Below are 18,900 nucleotides of genomic sequence, written 5' to 3' on the forward strand. Positions count from 1 at the left end.
AAGAGAGGTAGCCCATGTCCCGAGCCTTAGTGACCGGAGCAGGTATCCGTTTGGGACGAGCCATGGCGCTGTATCTGGCCGGGCGCGGGTATGATGTGGCCGTTCATTATGCGACCTCGGAACAGCCTGCATCAGAGACGGTTGCACAGATCGAAGCCCTGGGCCGCAAGGCGGTTCCGCTGCAGGCGGATCTGTTGGACGAGACTCAGGTTGCGGCGCTGCTTCCACGCGCGGCTGAGGCGCTGGGCGGACCCATGACCTGTCTGGTGAACAATGCCTCGATCTTTGAGTATGACAACATCCACACGGCCACGCGACAAAGCTGGGACCGGCACATCGATAGCAACCTGCGGGCACCCTTCGTGCTGACGCAGGCCATGGCAGAACAGGGCCTGCAGCCCGAAACCGATGCGCAGGGTGAACCGGTGGCGACCGGGCTGATCGTCAACATGGTGGACATGCGGGTACGCAAACTGACGCCGGAATTCATGACCTACACCATTGCCAAGATGGGGCTTTGGGCACTGACTCGTACCGCGGCGCAGGCACTGACACCTGCGATCCGGGTCAACGCCATTGGGCCCGGCCCGACCATGCAAGGCCATCGACAGTCTGAGGAGCACTTTCAGGCCCAACGCGCGAGCACGGTGCTGGAACGTGGTGCGAATCCCTCGGATATCACGGCGGCACTTGGCTATTTTCTCGATGCTCATGCGGTCACAGGGCAGCTTTTATGCGTTGATGGCGGGCAGCATCTGGGGTGGCAAACCCCCGATGTTCTGGGCGTAGAATAGGTAAATCCGCTGCAAGTTTTGCACCGCTCGCTTTTCTGTTACATGCGCGTTACAAAAATGTCTTTTTTTTCATGCACTTGTCAGCGTCTCAAAAAAATAACATTATAAAACAAAGCATTAGGAGAGCGCCTAATTTTTGTGCAAATCGGCGAACTGGCAATGAATCAAGGAAGATTCCCAGATCAGGGAAACTTATCTGCATACTTATCCACAGAAACCGTGGATTTGTTTTCTCTTGAACTGCGGTCCACAAGATTGCAGCCAATGTCAGAGAATCATATCTCAGAGTTATGACCGGCCCAAGCGAATCGACCTCGGACACTCAGCCAAGCGGCTACGCCTGCATTCAGCGCTATCTGAAGACGCTGGACAGTTCGCCTGGCGTCTATCGGATGTTGGATGCCGATAGTCGGGTTTTGTACGTGGGCAAAGCGCGAAACCTGAAAGCACGGGTGTCGAACTATACGCGCCCGGGGCATTCGGGGCGGATCGAGAAGATGATCGCCGCAACCGCATCGATGATGTTCCTGACCACTCGGACCGAGACCGAAGCGCTGCTGCTGGAGCAGAACCTGATCAAGCAGCTCAAGCCCAAGTACAACGTGCTGCTGCGCGACGATAAGAGTTTCCCGAACATACTGGTTGCCAAGGATCATGCCTTTCCGCAGATCAAAAAGCATCGTGGGGCGAAGAAGGAAAAAGGCACGTATTTCGGCCCCTTCGCCAGTGCGGGTGCGGTGAACCGGACGCTGAACCAGTTGCAAAAGGCATTCCTGCTGCGCAATTGCTCGGATTCCATGTTCGACAGCCGTACGCGACCCTGTCTGCTCTATCAGATCAAACGATGTTCGGGACCGTGTGTTGGTCTGATTTCCGAGGGTGACTATCGCGAAAGCGTTAAGGATGCAGAACGGTTTCTGTCGGGTCGATCCACCAAGGTGCAGGAAGATCTGGCCGGCCAGATGATGGCCGCGTCTGAAGCGATGGAGTTCGAACGCGCCGCTGGCCTGCGGGATCGTATCCGGGCGTTGACCCAGGTTCAGACCTCTCAGGGCATCAACCCGCGCGGCGTGACCGAGGCGGATGTGATTGGCCTTTATATGGACAGCGGACAGGCTTGCGTGCAGGTGTTTTTCATCCGCGCCAACCAGAACTGGGGGAACAAGGATTTCTATCCTCGGGTCGGGGCGGATGTGTCCCCGGCTGAAGTGATGGAGGCCTTCCTCGGCCAGTTCTACGACAATAAGGAACCGCCGCGTCAGTTGATCCTGTCCGATGGGATCGAAAACGCCGACCTGATGCAAGAGGCGCTGACCGTGAAGGCAGGTCGCAAGGTTGAAATCCTTGTGCCTCAACGCGGTGAAAAGCAGGAGCTGGTCGCCGGAGCCCTGCGCAACGCGCGTGAGTCGCTGGCGCGCCGCATGTCGGAAAGTGCCACACAGGCCAAGCTGCTGCGCGGTGTGGCCGAAGCGTTTGATCTGGATGCGCCTCCGGCACGAATCGAGGTTTACGACAACTCTCATATCCAGGGCACCAATGCGGTGGGTGGCATGATCGTGGCAGGGCCCGAAGGGTACATGAAAAACGCCTATCGCAAGTTCAACATACGTGGCGATGACCTGACACCCGGCGATGACTTTGGCATGATGAAAGAGGTTCTGACCCGTCGCTTTACGCGCTTGCAAAAGGAAGACCCCGACCGCGACAAAGGCATGTGGCCGGACCTGTTGCTGATCGACGGTGGGGCCGGGCAGGTGAGCGCAGTGCAAGAGATCATGGAGCAGTATGGCGTTGAAGACATCCCGATGGTTGGTGTCGCCAAGGGCGTCGACAGGGACCACGGTAAGGAAGAATTCCACCGCATCGGTCAGCGCCCCTTTGCCCTGAAACGCAACGACCCCGTATTGTATTTCATTCAACGTCTCAGGGATGAGGCACACCGCTTTGCTATCGGCACCCATCGCGCGAAACGCGCCAAGGCCGTTGGGGCGACGCCACTGGATGAAATTCCCGGCGTGGGTGCGGCGCGCAAACGTGCTTTGCTGACCCATTTCGGCAGCGCCAAGGCGGTCAGCCGCGCCAATCTGGCGGATCTGAAAGCGGTCGAGGGGATCTCAGCCGGGTTGGCGCAAAAAGTCTACGATTTCTTCCATGACAAGGGCTAGGTCCGCCGCCCGCGCCACAGTATGTAAAGCCCAGATGCCACGATCAGCGCGCTGCCGATCCACATGGTCTGATCCAGATGCTCGCCAAAGAAGATCACGCCCAACGCAACCCCGAACAGCAGGCGCGAGTAGCGGAAGGGCGTCACGGCCGACACTTCTCCGGTCCGCATGGCCTTCATCAGCGACGCGTAGGCAATGGTTCCAAGGATCACGGCGCCGGTCATATGCAGGCTTGTGTCGAGGGGTAGCGATACAATGGGTGCTTGCTCCCAAAAGCTATAGGCAAACCCCGCGATGATCACACAGACGAAGCCATAAAACCCTAGTACTTCGGTGCCCAGACTGGCCGGCGCCGCGCGGCTGGCCAGATCACGCCCCGCAAACCCCAGCATCCCGAACACGGCAAGCAAAGATAGGACGCTGAAGCTGTCGCCTGTTGGTTGGATGATGATGACAACACCGATCAGACCCACAAGAATGGCGCTCCACCGCCGCCAGCCAACGGTTTCGCCGAACAGCAGCGCCGCACAGGCGACAACAACAAGCGGTGTGGCTTGCAGAATTACTGTGGCCGAGGACAATGGGGTCAGCGTGAAGGCCAGAATGTAGAACAGGCGCCCCAGAATTTCAAAAACTGCACGGATTTTCATTGCAGGCGACAGGACATCTGGCTGCCACAGGCGTGTGCCACGCGCCATGGCGACGCTGGCAAAGATCAACGACCCGCCCAGCCCGAACAGGACCAGTGTTTGCCAGATGGGCAAGGCCAGGGCGGTGGCTTTCAGCAGCGCATCCTCCAGCGCGAAACACGCCATCGCGCCGATCATCCAGGCGCTGCCGATCAAATTTGCGCGCGCGTCCGTTTCGATATGTGCGGTCATTCTGTGCCCTTGGCAAATTCATCCGCAATCTGACGTCATTCCGGCCCTGGGCCAAGGGCGAAAAAGCGTGCATCTGGTCGGCTGTGCCACTTTGACCAAGCCTCTGGGATTGGTGCGGATTTTTAACCCTTTGTCTTTTCTGTCCTGACCCGGCGATGTAGGGTCTGCCCATGAAGTGGAACTTGCCGAATATTCTGACCCTGCTGCGCCTGCTGGCGGCCCCCGGTCTGGCCGTAATGTTTCTGTATTTCACCCGCCCTTACGCGGATTGGTTTGCGCTGATCCTGTTCATGACTGCGGCGATTACCGATTGGTTCGATGGCTATCTGGCGCGGGCGTGGAAGCAGGAAACCAAGATCGGGGCGATGCTGGACCCGATTGCAGATAAAGCCATGGTGGTCATCGCGCTGATGATCCTTGTTGGCTATTCTGGTGCACATTGGACCCCGTGGCTGGTTCTGCCCGCCACCGTGATCTTGTTTCGTGAAGTCTTCGTTTCCGGACTCCGGGAGTATCTGGGTGATGTCGCAGGAACGCTCAAGGTCACCAAATTGGCCAAGTGGAAGACCACTGCGCAAATGATCGCAATTGCGACTTTGTTCTCGCAAGGTATTTTCGAACACTACTTCTATATGTCTCAGTACGGCATGGACGATTTTCTTGTCCAAGAGATACTCTCAGGTAGGGAAGAAGACCTACAAGGCCTAGTCTGGAAAGATGCTGGAAGGGAATGGTCAGGCCAGATCGGCCTATGGCTGCTGTGGATCGCTGCGACCCTGACATTGATCACCGGCTATGACTACCTACGTAAAGCCATGCCTCATCTGAAGGAGAGCTAACCGATGAACGTGCTGTATTTTGCCTGGGTGCGCGAGCGGATCGGTCTGCCGAAAGAGAAGGTCGAGACAGACGCAGCGACCGTGTCGGAACTGGTTGCGGAACTCAGCGCGCGTGAAGAGCGCTATGCTGCTGCATTTGCCGATATCTCTGCCCTGCGGGTGGCGTTGGATCAGGAACTGTCGGATTTCGATGCGCCCTTGGACGGTGTACGCGAAGTGGCGTTTTTCCCGCCCATGACCGGCGGCTGACATGCGTATCGTCGTTCAGGAACAGCCGTTCGATCTGGGGGCCGAGGCCAATGCTTTTGCAACTGGAGACGACGTCAATGGCGCCATCGTGACCTTTACCGGCGTGGTGCGTGATCTGGCCTCGGGCGATCTGGACGTGATGGAGATTGAACACTATCCGGGCATGACCGAGCGTGCCCTGACCAAGATCGCCGAAGAGGCGCAGGCGCGTTGGTCATTGGGGGACGTGCTGGTAATTCATCGCTATGGGCGGTTGTCGCCAGGGGACCGGATCATGATGGTGGCCACTGCCGCGCCACATCGCAAGGATGCGTTCGAGGCGGCCGAGTACCTTATGGACTACCTCAAATCCCGCGCGCCGTTTTGGAAGAAAGAGATCACGCGCTCTGGCGCGGAATGGGTTGCCGCCAAGGATGAGGACGAAGACGCGCTGGGGCGGTGGTAAGGAAAACTCTCAAAGCCACGAACGCCGCTGCTACAGGCATTATTTTGGTATTTACAGCTCGGATGTAACCGAACCTTGCATTTAGGTACTTTCGTTGATTGACAATCTGAGGGCTTGCTTCAAACGAGCCACGCTGATTCCCGCTTTGCGCAGATCGACACAAATATAGAACAGAATTCCGTCTTGCGCAGTGCTCCAGGGAACGTCGCCAGTCAGAAATTGCATCCCCATCAATACGTCGTTCAGGTCTTCGGACGATCCGAGAAGAGAGCGACGATAAAGGTTAATCGCCTTAAGAGATACCTGACGATCGCCTCTCACCCAATATTCGTGATATTGTTCAACGAGATCATGAATCTGAGCGTCAAGGTCGGGTTTGAGTTCAAAGAATAGTGCCGCAATCAGGTGAATTGGGTACCCACCTTTCGAACTTTTTTGGCATACCTGAGAGCTTGTGGCCCAAAGAACGTTTTCGCAATCATCGATGACCAACTCCAATCCTTCTAGCAATGCCCAAGTCATTTCGTCTGCGCCGCTCATAATATCTTACTTTCTCAATCGCGAATTGCAGCTGAGGCTGCTTGGACTGACACAGAGGTGAGACCGTTTCCAATTTCCACTAGATTTGCGGGCGTTCAGAACTATCTTTAATCCGCGTTGTTGATCCGACCGCGCAGTTCTTCGGCCTCTTGCCTTGCGGCGCGCAGCCCGTCCATCGCGGCGGCCAGCTCGGCCTCGGTCTGCGTAAGCTGGTTGGTCAACTCGGCCTCGCGCTGTTGCAGGTAGGTGATCGCCTGATCGCGGGTTTCTTCGGCTTCGTGCAATTCCTGGCTCATCCGGTCCAGATCGGCCACGTCGCTTTGACGGACCCGTGACAGGCGGTGCGCCAGCCAGTTGGCGAACCAGCCCATGCAGAACGCCGCGAACAGGATGATGGCTGTGGCGATGATGAATTCGATTCTGTTCAACTTACTGGTCCTCTGCATCCGCATCGGGTGCCGATGCGGTCGTGTCGGTCTGTTCTGCCGCGCCTGTCTCGGACTCAAGCGCTTCCAGCCCTGTCTCGGTGTTCTCAGTGGGCGCGGGGCGGATCAGACGAAACTCGATCCGACGGTTTTCTTCTCGGCCCTCTTCGCTGTCATTGTCGGCGATGGGCTGAGTTTCACCATAGCCAACGGCCGTGTAGCTCGAGGTCGGAATTCGCCGTCCGCGCAACTCGTTTAAGATGGATTGCGCGCGCGCCTGGCTGAGTTGCTGGTTCATCTCTTCACGGCCTTGACTGTCGGTATGACCCTGAATCTCCATCCGGATAGGACCACAATCGCGCAGGATGTCAGCGATCTGATTAACTGTATCGCGCGAGTCGCTTGCAATCGTGGCAGAACCGGGCTCAAACGCGATTTTGCTGGCGGACTGTATCTGGGCGATCTGTTCTTCGCATTGCTCTGGGTCGGGCAGGGCGTCCTCGGGCTCGGGCGGCTCCACGTAGGTGATCGACAGGCTGAATTCTTGCGCGTCGCCCAGTTTCTCGGACAACAGGCGAGCGATCCGGGCCTTTGCCTCTTCGTCATGGCTGATGCCGTGCAGGTCGACCGTCTCCGTCGTGACGGTCAGCGCACCGTTGTGAAGCTGGGACAGTGCCTCAAGCCCGGCCAGCACGCGCACGGGCCAGTCCCCCGGAAGGTCGGGAACAACGCGGGTGGCTGTGTGCACCTGTTCCGAGCCAAAGGTTGCGCGGGCATAACTGTCGACCATGTCGCGCAGTGTTTCGTCACCGACCCGGCCGCGCAGTTGCACAAGGCCCTCGGGGCTGCGGGTAGCCGAGAATTCGGTGGGTTCGTTTGCCCCCTCCGCCTCTGGTTCCGGCAGAACGGCGTGCAGGGCGAAGACCTCGGGCAGGGCGTTTTCCAACTCGCCCACCACACGATCAAACACGTTCGGATTTGTGCCCTGCGCAGCGATCAGGGTCATATCTGCGTCTGATATGGTCAATGACCCCTGGCCGATTTCAGCCAGAGCCTTGATCCCCAGCGAAGCCGCCTCGGGCCAGCGCGGCGTAGGGACGCCCAGGCCAATCGTACAGCTGAACGGGGCGGTCAAACCTGCGGACTGAGCCGCCGCCATGATCTGGTCGCGGGCTTTTTCATCCTGGGCCGAACACGCATCGAACTGCCCGCCATCAGCCCCGATGAGATATCGCAGCGTGAAGGGTGTGATCACCGGACGCGGGGCCGAGATCGACAGGCCGATCTGCAAGCTGGGTGGGGCAGAGCGGGTCAGCGCCTGCTCCAGCCGTTCTTTCTCGGCCTGACTGTCGGCAATCGCAGTCACTCGGACCAGCCCTGGGCTGGCCGATATTTTGGCACGGGGAAGCCGTGACAGCGCGCTGATGGCATAGGTGATGGCATCGTCCCAGCCATCTGGCTTGGGATAGTCCGCGGTTTCCATCAGATCCGACACCGCCACGGTCGGGTCCAGATCGTTTAACCTGTCTACAAGTTCCTCCCGATCCTCACTGGCCGGGATCAAGCCAATGATCGAGATACCGCTGTCATTGCGCAGAATCTCAGTCGAAAAGCGGGGCGCGGCCAGAGCGGTGGTTAGGGTGACATCCATCTCGTCGATGACCCGCGAGGTATCGACCTCGGTGCCTGCGGCGGTCAGAGCGTTAAAGCGTTTGGCTTCATCCGGTGCGGTCCCGGTCAGAACAACGCGCAACCCGTCGGATTGCACTTCGGCCCAATCGTGGCCGTTCAGGTCCAGCGCGCGGCGCACCGCAAATTCCGACGTTTCCTCGATCTTTGTGACGGCAAAACTGGCCGCCAACAGTGAAAGCCCCGCAGACACAACAAAGATCAGGGAAACAGACAGAACATAGGGCAGACGCATGTGCGGGCTTTGAACTCCTCGGGCGTTTGGCGAACTCTTACAGACCCCGGCCAGCAGGTGCAATCAGAGCAGCAATGCGACGCAGAGGAAGATCAGCGGAATAAGGCCGGTGTCCCGGTTGGAATGGAACAGTTGCAGCAGCTTTCTATTGTCTTCGATATCCAGCCCGCGCAACTGCCACATCATGTGCCAACCCATGGCCCAGGGACCGCCAAGGGCGATGACCAGTGCCAGAATAGATGCGTGGGGCACCATGGCATCCACAATCGCCAACCCCATCAGCGCAACTGTGGCCACCAGAAAATATTTGAGCCAATTTGCGGTATCGGTACCAAACAGGCGTGCTGTGGATTTGATGCCTACAAGCTCGTCATCTTCCGCATCCTGATGCGCGTAGATGGTGTCATAAAACAACGTCCACGCAATCCCCGCCAGATAGAGCGTGATTGCGGGCCATCCCAAACTGCCCGTGTGGGCCGCCCAAGCCAGCAAAGCGCCCCAGTTGAATGCAAGGCCCAGAAACACCTGTGGCCACCATGTGAACCGTTTGGCAAAGGGATAGATCGTCACGGGCAACAGCGACAGGACGCCCATCGCAATTGCTGCTTGGTTGAAGCTGAGCAGGATGCCCAGAGCGAGCACACATTGCAGGATCATCCAGATCACAGCTTGCCGAACGGTGACCTGCCCGGATGGCAGAGGGCGCGACCGCGTGCGTTCCACTTGCGCGTCAAACTCGCGATCCGTGATGTCATTCCATGTGCAGCCCGCCCCGCGCATCAGGAAGGCACCCAGTGCACAACCAATGGCGATCCACAAATCTTCGAGCCTTGGTTGCCCGTCATGCAAAATTGCGAGCGCCAAACCCCACCAACAGGGAATCAGCAGTAGCCATGTGCCGATAGGTCGGTCCGCGCGGCTGAGGCGCAGATACGGGCGGGTGAAGTCCGGGGCATATGTGTCTACCCAGTTGCCGCTTACGGCATCAGCGACCTGACCATCTGGTGTTGGGGCATTGCCTTGCATATGTAAGGCCTCATGAGTGCGAAGATCAGACTGTATGTAGATCAGCCTTTGGGTCAGGGGCAATCCGTTGAATTGACGCGTGAGCAGGCCCGTTACCTGTTCGGTGTCATGCGCCTGTCGGTGGGTGGGACTGTGGCGCTGTTCAATGGCGAGGATGGCGAGTGGCTGGCCGAGGTGGCCGAGGCCGGAAAACGCGGCGGCGTTCTCAGCTGTATGGAACAGATCAAACCACTGCAACTGCCCCCTGATTTGTGGCTTCTTTTTGCACCGATCAAAAAGGCGCGCACGGATTTCATCGTGGAAAAAGCAACCGAGATGGGGGCCGCTCGGATTCTGCCTGTTCAGACCGAATTCACCAATTCCGAACGTATCCGGCAAGATCGCCTTCAAGCCCATGCTGTTGAGGCAGCCGAGCAATGCGGTGGAACCTACGTGCCCGAAGTCGCTGATTTGCAGCGTCTGGAGCGGGTGCTGGACACATGGCCCGAGGGGCGGAACCTGATGTTTTGTGATGAGGCCGAGGTCGGCTCGGCCCTTCGATTGGCCGCCAATGAGAAAGGCCAGCCCTGGGCCATTCTGATCGGTCCCGAGGGCGGGTTTTCTAACAAAGAGCGCGCGCGTTTGAATTCATTGCCCTATGCGCATGTGGCCAGCCTCGGGCCGCGTATCCTACGCGCCGATACCGCGGCAGTGGCGGCGCTGACCATGTGGCAACAGGCATTGGGGGATTGGTCGTGATCCGGGAAGCCAACCAATCTGATGCCCCGGCGATTGAGGTGTTTCTGGCCGACTATCCGGATACATCCATGTTCCTGCGCAGTAATCTAGCAGCGCATGGCGTGGGGTTCACAGAGTCTGAGCATTCGACTCGATTCTTTGTCTGGGGAAAAAACCAGATCGAAGGCCTGTTTGGCCTGACCCAAAAGGGGTATCTGATGGCGCAGCTGCCAGACGCCACGCCAGAGGCTGCGCACGGTTTCGCAGACATGATCAAGGGTCAGACAGTATTGGGTATGACGGGCGTTGCCCCGCAGGTTCAGGTTATTCTGAACGCGCTGGGCCTTGGGGAGGCAGCGTATCGCCTGCACCGTGATGAGCCGCTTTATCGCCTTGATCTGCAGAAGCTCCCGACAGCTCCGATGCCATATCGCGTCCCTACCGACGCGGACCGCCCGATCCTGCTAAATTGGTTTGCAGACTACTTCGAGGACACTGGTCAGGCCAGCGGTCAGGAAGCGCGCGATATGGCTGACGGTCGCGTCACGATGGATGTCCAATCCGGCCGCTCCGTTCTTCTGCTGGATGAAGGTATCCCGGTTGCCATGGCAGCGATCAACGCGACGGTGGCAGGCCACATCCAGGTTGGCGGTGTTTTTGTGCCACGCGAGACCAGAAACCGAGGGTTTGGCCGCAAGGTCACCACCGCTCTGCTACAAAAGGCAAAAGCGCAGGGAGCGGATACCGCCGTTCTGTTCGCCAATAATCCACCTGCCGCACGGGCTTACGAGGCGCTCGGGTTCCAGCAAGTTGGCTGGTATCGCATCGCGCTTCTACAAAACCCACAAAAGGTAATCGCATGAGCTTTATCCGACCCGAAGCAAAACTTGCCCTCTGGCGCTGGCGCGAAGTGCTGATCGCTGTGTTTGTTCTGATCCTTGGCCTTAGCTGGATTGGTGGGCCGGGTGGTTTGCTGGGATGGCTTGGATGGGTGCTGGTCGTGGTCTCTAGCGCCTTGGCCGTGATCGGGGTTCAGCGTGCCCGGTTCCGCACGGGATCGGGCGGGCAGGGCATTGTGACGGTGGACGAGGGCCAGATTACCTATTTCGGCCCGTTGGACGGTGGCATGGTCGCCACGCGTGAGATTGAGAGGCTGGCGCTTGATCCCACCTCAGCCCCGGCACATTGGGTTTTGGATCAACCCGGACAACCAGCGCTTCACATTCCTGTGAATGCGGAAGGGGCTGAGGCGCTATTCGATGTCTTCTCGGCGCTGCCCGGGTTGAAAACCGAACAAATGCTGATGGAATTGAACGGCCGCTCGGCCCATCCGGTGGTCATCTGGGAACGCACACCATCCCGCCCCGCCCACCTTCGGCTGCATTGACACTGGCGCCAATTGCGCCCACGACTGACCGTCAAGACAGACACAGCAGGATCGGAGCACAGGTCTCATGTCCATCCCTCAGTCCGGCGGCGGTCCGATCGAGCGCCACGCGCAATTGGCCGAATATCTGGAGTCGGGCTGCAAGCCCAAGGAAGATTGGCGCATCGGAACCGAGCACGAGAAGTTCGGCTATTGCAAAGACACCCTTAAGCCGCTGCCGTTTGAAGGCAAACGCTCGATCGTGGCGGTGCTGGAAGGACTGCGGGATCGCCATGGCTGGGGCGAGGTGCGTGAAGGCGACAAGCTGATCGGTCTGGAAAAGGACGGGGCCAATGTCAGCCTTGAGCCCGGTGGCGCGCTGGAGCTGTCGGGTGCCCCGCTCGAAACAATCCACGAGACTTGCGATGAGGTGAACACTCACCTGCGTGAGGTGAAGGACATCGCCGACGAGATCGGCGTGGGCTTCATCGGACTGGGTGCCGCTCCGATCTGGACCCATGATGAGATGCCGCTGATGCCCAAGGGCCGCTATCGGTTAATGAACGACTACATGGAAAAGGTCGGCACCATGGGCCGCGCCATGATGCGGCGGACCTGCACGGTTCAGGTCAATATCGATTTTGGCTCCGAGGCCGACATGGTGCAGAAGCTGCGCGTGGCGCTGGCGCTGCAACCGGTGGCAACGGCGCTGTTTGCCAATTCTCCGTTCTTCGAGGGCAAGCCCAACGGCCAGAAAAGCTGGCGTAGCCATATCTGGCGGCATCTGGATGATGCGCGTACCGGTATGTTGCCCTTTGTGTTCGAAGAGGGGTTCGGTTTTGAACGCTACGTGCAATACGCGCTGGATGTTCCGATGTACTTTGTCTACCGCAACGGTGAATACATCAACGCCTTGGGGCAATCCTTCCGGGATTTCCTGAAAGGCGAGTTGCCCGCTTTGCCCGGTGAAACACCAACCTTGTCGGATTGGGCCGATCATCTGACCACCGCCTTCCCTGAGGCAAGGATCAAGAAATTCATGGAGATGCGCGGCGCTGATGGTGGCCCGTGGCGCAGGCTGTGTGCGTTGCCCGCGTTTTGGGTTGGCCTGACCTACGACCAAGGCGCACTGGACGCCGCCTGGGATCTGGTCAAGCGCTGGGATGCCGAAACGCGCGAGGAATTGCGGGTGCAAGCCGCCGTCAAAGGCCTTCAAGCACAGGTTGGCGACATCAACATGCACGATCTGGCGCGCGAGGTTGTGGCGATCTCAGAAGCGGGCTTGAAATCCCGCGCCCGTCCGGGTGCCGGGGGCCTTGTGCCAGATGAGACGCATTTCCTGAACGCGCTGAAGGAAAGCATCGAAACCGGCAAGGTGCCTGCTGATGAGTTGCTGGAACACTACAATGGTGACTGGAACGGCGATCTGACCCGGATTTATCCCGCATACAGCTATTGACCCACCGCGTCCCGCTTGCATTCACGGGGCTGGCCCGATAGCAGGTTGGCGACCAAATTCAGAGGGCGTCATGGACGATCTTAAGGCAAAATATCTGGGGCAGATTTCTGAGGCGGGCGACGAAAACGCGCTTGAGGCGATCCGCGTCGCTGCCGTGGGCAAAAAGGGCGAGGTCGCGTTGAAGATGCGCGAGCTGGGCAAGATGACACCCGAAGAACGTCAGGTTGCAGGTCCGGCGCTAAACGCCTTGAAGGATGAGATCAACTCAGCTCTGGCTGCCAAAAAGGCCGCTCTGGCCGATGCCGCGCTGGATGAGCGTCTGCGCACCGAATGGCTGGATGTCACCCTGCCGACTCGCGCGCGCCGTCAGGGCTCGATCCACCCGGTCAGCCAGGCAACCGAGGAACTGACCGCGATCTTCGCCGAACTGGGCTTCTCGGTGGCCGAAGGGCCGCGGATCGAAACCGACTGGCACAACTTTGATGCGCTGAACATCCCCGGTCACCACCCCGCGCGGGCCGAGATGGACACGTTTTACATGCACCGTGCTGAGGGCGACAATCGCCCGCCGCATGTGCTGCGGACGCATACGTCTCCGGTGCAAATCCGTTCGATGGAGAAACAGGGCGCGCCGATCCGCGTGATCTGTCCGGGCGGCGTCTACCGCGCCGATTACGACCAGACCCACACGCCGATGTTCCATCAGGTCGAGGGGCTGGCCATCGACAAGGACATCTCGATGGCCAACCTGAAATGGGTTTTGGAAGAGTTCGTGAAAGCGTTCTTTGAGGTCGACGATGTCGAACTGCGCTTCCGCGCCTCGCACTTCCCTTTCACCGAACCCTCGGCCGAGGTCGATATCCGCTGTTCCTGGGACAACGGCCAGCTGAAGATTGGCGAGGGCGACGACTGGATGGAGATTCTGGGCTCGGGCATGGTCCACCCCAAGGTGATCGCCGCCGGAGGGATCGATCCCGAGGTCTATCAGGGCTTTGCATTCGGCATCGGTATCGACCGTCTGGCGATGCTGAAATACGGCGTTCCCGATCTGCGGGCGTTCTTTGATTCCGACCTGCGCTGGCTGCGCCACTATGGGTTTGCGGCGCTGGATATGCCGAACCTGCATGGTGGTTTGTCGCGTTGAGCGGCGAAACCACCATAATTGATTGGCTACAATTGGCGGCTCCATTTGTTGCTGCTGGGCTGGGTTTGCTCGCCTATGGACGTCAAAAGAAAGTCGACCGAAAAGAACAAGTTCTTTCAGAGTGTCGCGTGATCTACACGAAGTACTTGGCGGAGGCAGAGAACCTTCTTCGAGTTATGTGTACGGAAAGTGATGAAGGAGAAGTCGACGCGCAGACAGTAAAGTACCGCGAAGCCTTTTTGGCTTTGAAAGTTTATGGTTCAAAGAAGGTCATTGACCAAGCGAAGCCATTGCTAATGGCAATAGTGAACTTTGCGAGACTGGAAGAAAATGCGTCCAATTTTGATGAGTGCCGGGACGACATAAGAGTTAAGCTCGACGGTATTGCTGATGCCATGCGGGAAGATTGTGTCCAGGAACACTGGAGAGCAACTTGAAAGCTGCGCGGAGCAAAGGCCGATAGGCCGCCGCGCCATCGCCAGACCGCCCGCATGGGCTGGCGATTTGTCTCCGCCAGCGCACCGCTCGAACAGTGCACGGATTTGGCTGGAATAAAGTGCCCACCACAAACTAAGGATCGCCACCCCACGGTCTGGCGATGGCGCGGCTTGTTACATTGCCCCACGGGCTTGTGACGTGACTCGGCGCTCAGGCTGGGTAGGGTCAGGCCCATGATCTATCGACTGCTTCTCCTTCTGATGACAGCCACACCGGCCTTTGCCATAGGGCCTTGGAATACCGAATGCCACGGCGATACCGCTTGTCAGGTTGGCGACCGTTCGTACCACGTGCTGGAGCCGGACGGGTGGGATGGCGAAACGCCTCTGCCGGTTCTGCTGCATTTCCACGGCTGGGCGCGGCAGGGGACTGTGGTGGTGAACCACGAACGCATTGCGGGCGCGACCAAGCTGCGGGGCGTGCTGCTGGTGGCCCCCAACGGGTTGGGCAAAACCTGGAACTTCTGGTCGGCGGATACGCGGGATGTGCCCTTTGCCGACCGTGTGTTGGAGGATGTGGCCAAACACTATCCGATTGACCGCGACCGCATCTATGTTTCGGGCTATTCCTATGGCGGCGCGATGGCGTGGCGCTATGTTTGCCAGTCAGGCGACGACATCGCCGCCTTGCTGGCCGTGGCCGGTTCAATCCAGCAGACCGAAACCTGCCCAGAGGCCCCGGCCGAGGCGCGCCATGTGCATGGCCTGCGCGACAAAGTGATGGATTTTCCCTATGGCGCAAACGGCGACGCGACCTATCCGGTGGCCCTGTGGCGCGGGGCTTATGACTGCCATGATGCAACCCCGCGCGGGGATTGGAGTGTCGAGCCGTTCCTGACGCTTAGCCGCATGGAATGGACCGATTGCGCGCAGGGGCAGGTGGTGCTGGATACCCATCCGGGCGGGCATTTCATCCCCCATGGCTGGATCGGGCGGCAATTGGACGAGCTTTTGGGCCGCACCCCCACCTATCCGTGACGCGCAGCGCTTGCACCCCGGCCCATTCTTTGCCATTGCCTGTGCCAAACGGATGTTTGCCCAAGAAGGCCGCTTGCAATGAAATTCACTCTGTCCTGGTTGAAAGACCACCTTGATACGGATGCGTCGGTTGATGAGATCACCGAGGCGCTGACCGATCTTGGCCTTGAGGTCGAAGAGATCGTGAATCCGGCGGACCGGTTGAAGGGCTTTACGCTGGGCCATGTGAAACATGCCGAAAAACACCCTGACGCCGACAAGCTGCGCGTCTGCACGGTGGCGACCGATGAGGGCGATTTGCAGATCATCTGTGGTGCCCCCAACGCGCGTGAAGGCATCACGGTCGTGGTCTGCAAACCGGGCATGTATATCCCCGGTCTGGATATCACCATCAATGTCGGCAAGATCCGCGGTGTCGAAAGCTTTGGCATGATGGCCTCGGAACGCGAGCTGGAGCTGTCGGATGAACATGACGGTATCATCGAGCTGCCCTCGGGTGAGGTTGGTGATCAGTTCGTCGACTGGCTGGCCGAGAATGACCCGTCAAAGATCGACCCGATGATCGAGATTGCGATCACCCCCAACCGTCCTGATGCGCTGGGCGTTGCGGGTATTGCGCGTGATCTGGCGGCGCGCGGTCTGGGGACGTTGAAGATACGCGACTACGTTCCGGTGCCGGGTGATTTTGAAAGCCCGATCAAGGTGACCATTGATGAGGATACTCTGGACGGTGCGCCGCATTTCACGGGACGACTGATCAAAGGTGTGAAGAACGGCCCAAGCCCGCAATGGCTGCAGGATCAACTGAAGGCGATTGGTCTGCGTCCGATCTCAGCCCTGGTGGACATCACCAACTACATGACCTTCGATCACAACCGCCCGCTGCACGTGTTTGATGCCGACAAGGTGCAGGGCAACCTGCGTGTTCATCGCGCCAAGGGTGACGAAACGCTGGTCGCGCTGGATGAGAAGGAATACACGCTGCAACCCGGCATGATGGTAATCTCGGACGACAATGGCCCGGAATCGATTGCTGGTATCATGGGCGGAGAAGAGACAGGCTGTACCGAAGACACGGTGAACGTCTTTCTCGAAAGCGCGTTCTGGGATCACGTGCAGATCGCCCTGACGGGCCGCGCGCTCAAGATCAACTCGGACGCGCGCTATCGGTTCGAACGCGGGGTTGATCCGGAATACACACTGGAAGGGCTGGAACATGCGACCCAGATGATCCTGGATATCTGTGGTGGTGAAGCGTCCAAGGTGGTTGAAGCGGGCAAAGCGCCGAACCATGCGCGTGCCTACAAGCTGGATGCGGAACGTGTGCAGTCTCTGGTTGGCATGGACATTCCAGAAAGCGATCAGCGCCAGACCCTGACGCGTCTGGGCTTCCGCCTCGAAGGTGAAATGGCCCATGTGCCCAGCTGGCGCCCTGATGTCATGGGTGAGGCCGACCTGGTGGAAGAGGTCGCGCGGATTGCTTCACTGACCAAGTTGCAGGGCAAGCCATTGCCACGCGTGACCGATGGCATCCCGAAGCCGGTGATGACCCCGACACAGCGCCGCCAATCGATGGCCCGGCGCACGTGTGCTGCGCTGGGTTACAATGAATGTGTTACCTACACTTTCATTGATCAGGATGCAGCGGCTTTGTTCGGAGGCGGGGACGCGGCGACTCAGTTGGAAAACCCGATCTCGTCCGAGATGAGCCACATGCGCCCCGATCTACTACCCGGATTGCTTCAGGCCGCAGCGCGCAATCAGGCGCGTGGTTATGCGGATGTGGCCCTGTTTGAGGTTGGTCCGGTGTTCCATGACGGAGAGCCGGGGGAACAGCAAACGCAGATCACTGGCCTTCTGGTTGGCCGTTCGGCCCCAAAGGACGTACATGGCGCGTCCCGCCCGGTTGATCTGTTTGATGTCAAAGCGGATGCAGAGGCTGTTCTGGCAGCCATCGGCGCGCCCGCTAAGGTTCAGATCCTGCGCGATGGGGACGCCTGGTGGCATCCGGGCCGTCACGGAAAGATTTGCCTGGGCCCGAAAAAGGTTCTGGGCGTGTTTGGTGAGCTGCACCCGCGCATCCTGCAGGCGATGGACATCAAAGGCCCGGCGATGGCCTTTACCATCTGGCCGGATCAGGTGCCTATGCCGCGCAAATCCGGCGCGACTCGCGCGGCGTTGGAACTGCGCGATCTGCAGGCCGTCGAGCGTGACTTTGCCTTTGTCGTTGATGCGGATGTTGAAGCTCTGACACTGGTCAACGCCGCTGCGGGTGCTGACAAAGCGCTGATCGAGGATGTGCGCGTCTTTGATGAATTTATCGGGGGTAGCTTGGGAGAGGGCAAGAAATCCCTGGCCATCACCGTGCGCCTGCAACCCACCGACGCGACGCTGAAAGAAAAAGATATCGAGGCGGTGGCCGAGAAGATCATCGCCAAGGTTTCCAAAGCGACGGGCGGTGTCCTACGCGGGTAATCGCAGCAATATACACTTTGCAGAACGCGCCTTTTGGCGCGCTTTTCAGTTCGAGAAGAACTTGGTCAGCACATCAAAGACCAACCGGATGCGCCGACTGGTGTGCAGCTCGCGATGCGCGACCAACCAGATCGGAAATTCAAATGGGTCCATATCTGGCAGCACCCGCTCCATTTCTGAGGCCACATCCCCCACATTTTGCGACATGGGCGCGATGCCGAAGCCATGCTTGGCATATTCCCAGGCAACAACGCCATTTTGTGAGCCGAGCCTGAAATTATCTTCCGTCAGGTGAATGCCAAGTGGCTCCAGATAAGCGATCATCTGATGGGTATCGCCGAAGCTAATGAAGTCGTGGTTGGGCAAATCGCTTTTCGATTCAGGGTGCCCCATGCGGTTCAAATACGCTGAAGATGCATAAAAGTGGCCGGGCGCTTCCTGCACCAGTTTGGCGATAAGATCAGGTTGTTCAGGTCGCACATGGCGAATTGCGATATCGGCTTCACGCCGCATCAGGTCACTCACATCGTTCGAAGCGATCACTTCTATCCGCAGACGTGGAGCTTGTGCCTGAACCTCGCGTAGCAAATCCGGCAGAATGTGCGCTGACATGACATCACTGGCAGTTATCCGAACACGCCCTTCGATCGATTGTGCCTGACCAGATGCCGTCAAGGCGATCCGATTGGCAGCTTCGCCCATGGCGCGCGCGTGTTCCAGGATCTCCAAACCAGCTTGCGTGATTTCTAACGAGCGGCCCACACGCTCGAACAGCAAAACGCCCAAATCGGCCTCAAGCGCAGCGATCTGGCGGCTAAGTGTTGGTTGACTCTGTCCCAACTGCCGCGCCGCTGCTGAAAGCGATCCGGTATCCGCGGTCGCCAGAAAGGCGCGCATGTGGTTCCAATCAAATTCATCGATTCCAGTCATGCAAATATGTATAAGTGTTCTGCAGTATTCCGCAATTCATATTCAA

The 18,900-nt window shown here is 58.7% G+C and carries 19 protein-coding genes; 13 read left to right on the top strand and 6 right to left on the bottom strand.

What is annotated here, in order from left to right:
- Positions 1-14 precede the first annotated feature (14 nt).
- Complete coding sequence (locus ABLN87_RS19560; RefSeq protein WP_353013489.1) at positions 15-794, top strand: SDR family oxidoreductase; 780 nt, start codon at positions 15-17, stop codon at positions 792-794.
- Between the two features lie 290 nt (positions 795-1,084).
- On the top strand, positions 1,085-2,959 hold the full coding sequence (gene uvrC / locus ABLN87_RS19565) for an excinuclease ABC subunit UvrC (protein ID WP_353013491.1): 1,875 nt from the start codon (positions 1,085-1,087) through the stop codon (positions 2,957-2,959).
- Here the strand turns inward: uvrC and ABLN87_RS19570 are convergent.
- Positions 2,956-3,840 carry a DMT family transporter gene (locus ABLN87_RS19570; RefSeq protein WP_353013493.1) on the bottom strand — a complete coding sequence of 295 codons (885 nt, stop codon included), beginning with the start codon at positions 3,838-3,840 and terminating at the stop codon, positions 2,956-2,958. The two genes, uvrC and ABLN87_RS19570, sit on opposite strands and share 4 nt — an antisense overlap.
- A gap of 170 nt (positions 3,841-4,010) precedes the next feature.
- Here ABLN87_RS19570 and pgsA point away from each other — a divergent pair, with 170 nt between their 5' ends.
- From pgsA to ABLN87_RS19585, 3 genes are read left to right on the top strand one after another with little or no spacing between them, the layout of a single operon-like run.
- Positions 4,011-4,679 (top strand): CDP-diacylglycerol--glycerol-3-phosphate 3-phosphatidyltransferase, encoded by a 669-nt coding sequence (pgsA, locus tag ABLN87_RS19575; RefSeq protein WP_353013495.1) that lies wholly within the window; start codon positions 4,011-4,013, stop codon positions 4,677-4,679.
- Between the two features lie 3 nt (positions 4,680-4,682).
- The gene (moaD, locus tag ABLN87_RS19580; protein WP_353013497.1) at positions 4,683-4,928 is read left to right on the top strand and encodes a molybdopterin converting factor subunit 1; all 246 of its coding nucleotides are present in this window, start codon (positions 4,683-4,685) and stop codon (positions 4,926-4,928) included.
- Position 4,929: 1 nt separating this feature from the next.
- Complete coding sequence (locus ABLN87_RS19585) at positions 4,930-5,373, top strand: molybdenum cofactor biosynthesis protein MoaE (RefSeq protein ID WP_353013499.1); 444 nt, start codon at positions 4,930-4,932, stop codon at positions 5,371-5,373.
- A gap of 81 nt (positions 5,374-5,454) precedes the next feature.
- Here the strand turns inward: ABLN87_RS19585 and ABLN87_RS19590 are convergent, their stop codons facing one another.
- The 4 genes from ABLN87_RS19590 to ubiA all read right to left on the bottom strand — a co-directional run bounded on the left by ABLN87_RS19590 (position 5,455) and on the right by ubiA (position 9,288).
- Positions 5,455-5,913 (bottom strand): hypothetical protein, encoded by a 459-nt coding sequence (locus ABLN87_RS19590; RefSeq protein WP_353013501.1) that lies wholly within the window; start codon positions 5,911-5,913, stop codon positions 5,455-5,457.
- 107 nt (positions 5,914-6,020) lie between these two features.
- Positions 6,021-6,341: a hypothetical protein gene (locus tag ABLN87_RS19595; RefSeq protein ID WP_170446384.1), complete on the bottom strand. Its 321-nt coding sequence runs from the start codon at positions 6,339-6,341 to the stop codon at positions 6,021-6,023.
- Between the two features lies 1 nt (position 6,342).
- Entirely contained in the window at positions 6,343-8,262 is a 1,920-nt protein-coding gene (locus ABLN87_RS19600; RefSeq protein WP_353013503.1) for an OmpA family protein, read from the bottom strand.
- A gap of 63 nt (positions 8,263-8,325) precedes the next feature.
- Positions 8,326-9,288: a 4-hydroxybenzoate octaprenyltransferase gene (gene ubiA, locus ABLN87_RS19605; protein ID WP_353013504.1), complete on the bottom strand. Its 963-nt coding sequence runs from the start codon at positions 9,286-9,288 to the stop codon at positions 8,326-8,328.
- A gap of 12 nt (positions 9,289-9,300) precedes the next feature.
- Between ubiA and ABLN87_RS19610 the strand changes: the two genes are divergently transcribed.
- From ABLN87_RS19610 to pheT, 8 genes are all read left to right on the top strand, one after another.
- Complete coding sequence (locus ABLN87_RS19610) at positions 9,301-10,026, top strand: 16S rRNA (uracil(1498)-N(3))-methyltransferase (RefSeq protein ID WP_353013506.1); 726 nt, start codon at positions 9,301-9,303, stop codon at positions 10,024-10,026.
- On the top strand, positions 10,023-10,868 hold the full coding sequence (locus ABLN87_RS19615) for a GNAT family N-acetyltransferase (RefSeq protein WP_353013508.1): 846 nt from the start codon (positions 10,023-10,025) through the stop codon (positions 10,866-10,868). The genes ABLN87_RS19610 and ABLN87_RS19615 overlap by 4 nt, the downstream gene beginning before the upstream one ends.
- Complete coding sequence (locus ABLN87_RS19620; RefSeq protein ID WP_353013510.1) at positions 10,865-11,392, top strand: hypothetical protein; 528 nt, start codon at positions 10,865-10,867, stop codon at positions 11,390-11,392. The genes ABLN87_RS19615 and ABLN87_RS19620 overlap by 4 nt, the downstream gene beginning before the upstream one ends.
- Before the next feature lie 67 nt (positions 11,393-11,459).
- Complete coding sequence (locus ABLN87_RS19625) at positions 11,460-12,830, top strand: glutamate--cysteine ligase (protein WP_353013511.1); 1,371 nt, start codon at positions 11,460-11,462, stop codon at positions 12,828-12,830.
- 70 nt (positions 12,831-12,900) lie between these two features.
- Positions 12,901-13,974 (top strand): phenylalanine--tRNA ligase subunit alpha, encoded by a 1,074-nt coding sequence (gene pheS, locus ABLN87_RS19630; protein WP_353013513.1) that lies wholly within the window; start codon positions 12,901-12,903, stop codon positions 13,972-13,974.
- Positions 13,971-14,411 carry a hypothetical protein gene (locus ABLN87_RS19635; protein ID WP_353013515.1) on the top strand — a complete coding sequence of 147 codons (441 nt, stop codon included), beginning with the start codon at positions 13,971-13,973 and terminating at the stop codon, positions 14,409-14,411. Before pheS ends, ABLN87_RS19635 begins: the two co-directional genes overlap by 4 nt.
- A 234-nt stretch (positions 14,412-14,645) precedes the next feature.
- Positions 14,646-15,449 carry an alpha/beta hydrolase family esterase gene (locus ABLN87_RS19640; protein WP_353013516.1) on the top strand — a complete coding sequence of 268 codons (804 nt, stop codon included), beginning with the start codon at positions 14,646-14,648 and terminating at the stop codon, positions 15,447-15,449.
- 78 nt (positions 15,450-15,527) lie between these two features.
- Positions 15,528-17,924: a phenylalanine--tRNA ligase subunit beta gene (pheT, locus tag ABLN87_RS19645; protein ID WP_353013518.1), complete on the top strand. Its 2,397-nt coding sequence runs from the start codon at positions 15,528-15,530 to the stop codon at positions 17,922-17,924.
- Positions 17,925-17,969: 45 nt separating this feature from the next.
- Here the strand turns inward: pheT and ABLN87_RS19650 are convergent, their stop codons facing one another.
- A complete protein-coding gene (locus tag ABLN87_RS19650) occupies positions 17,970-18,854 on the bottom strand; it encodes a LysR family transcriptional regulator (RefSeq protein WP_353013520.1) in 885 nt (294 codons plus the stop codon).
- Positions 18,855-18,900 lie beyond the last annotated feature (46 nt).

It is taken from the genome of Ruegeria sp. SCP10 (assembly GCF_040329495.1).
Taxonomy (GTDB): Bacteria; Pseudomonadota; Alphaproteobacteria; order Rhodobacterales; family Rhodobacteraceae; genus Ruegeria.

Excerpts from the sequence above, each read along its gene's own strand:
- ABLN87_RS19585 (WP_353013499.1), top strand. The coding sequence starts at position 4,930 with ATGCGTATCGTCGTTCAGGAACAGCCGTTCGATCTGGGGGCCGAGGCC.
- moaD (WP_353013497.1), top strand. The coding sequence starts at position 4,683 with ATGAACGTGCTGTATTTTGCCTGGGTGCGCGAGCGGATCGGTCTGCCG.
- uvrC (WP_353013491.1), top strand. The coding sequence starts at position 1,085 with ATGACCGGCCCAAGCGAATCGACCTCGGACACTCAGCCAAGCGGCTAC.
- pheS (WP_353013513.1), top strand. The coding sequence starts at position 12,901 with ATGGACGATCTTAAGGCAAAATATCTGGGGCAGATTTCTGAGGCGGGC.
- ABLN87_RS19560 (WP_353013489.1), top strand. The coding sequence starts at position 15 with ATGTCCCGAGCCTTAGTGACCGGAGCAGGTATCCGTTTGGGACGAGCC.
- ABLN87_RS19625 (WP_353013511.1), top strand. The coding sequence starts at position 11,460 with ATGTCCATCCCTCAGTCCGGCGGCGGTCCGATCGAGCGCCACGCGCAA.
- ABLN87_RS19620 (WP_353013510.1), top strand. The coding sequence starts at position 10,865 with ATGAGCTTTATCCGACCCGAAGCAAAACTTGCCCTCTGGCGCTGGCGC.
- pgsA (WP_353013495.1), top strand. The coding sequence starts at position 4,011 with ATGAAGTGGAACTTGCCGAATATTCTGACCCTGCTGCGCCTGCTGGCG.
- pheT (WP_353013518.1), top strand. The coding sequence starts at position 15,528 with ATGAAATTCACTCTGTCCTGGTTGAAAGACCACCTTGATACGGATGCG.
- ABLN87_RS19640 (WP_353013516.1), top strand. The coding sequence starts at position 14,646 with ATGATCTATCGACTGCTTCTCCTTCTGATGACAGCCACACCGGCCTTT.
- ABLN87_RS19570 (WP_353013493.1), bottom strand. The coding sequence starts at position 3,840 with ATGACCGCACATATCGAAACGGACGCGCGCGCAAATTTGATCGGCAGC.
- ABLN87_RS19600 (WP_353013503.1), bottom strand. The coding sequence starts at position 8,262 with ATGCGTCTGCCCTATGTTCTGTCTGTTTCCCTGATCTTTGTTGTGTCT.
- ABLN87_RS19610 (WP_353013506.1), top strand. The coding sequence starts at position 9,301 with ATGAGTGCGAAGATCAGACTGTATGTAGATCAGCCTTTGGGTCAGGGG.
- ABLN87_RS19650 (WP_353013520.1), bottom strand. The coding sequence starts at position 18,854 with ATGACTGGAATCGATGAATTTGATTGGAACCACATGCGCGCCTTTCTG.
- ubiA (WP_353013504.1), bottom strand. The coding sequence starts at position 9,288 with ATGCAAGGCAATGCCCCAACACCAGATGGTCAGGTCGCTGATGCCGTA.
- ABLN87_RS19590 (WP_353013501.1), bottom strand. The coding sequence starts at position 5,913 with ATGAGCGGCGCAGACGAAATGACTTGGGCATTGCTAGAAGGATTGGAG.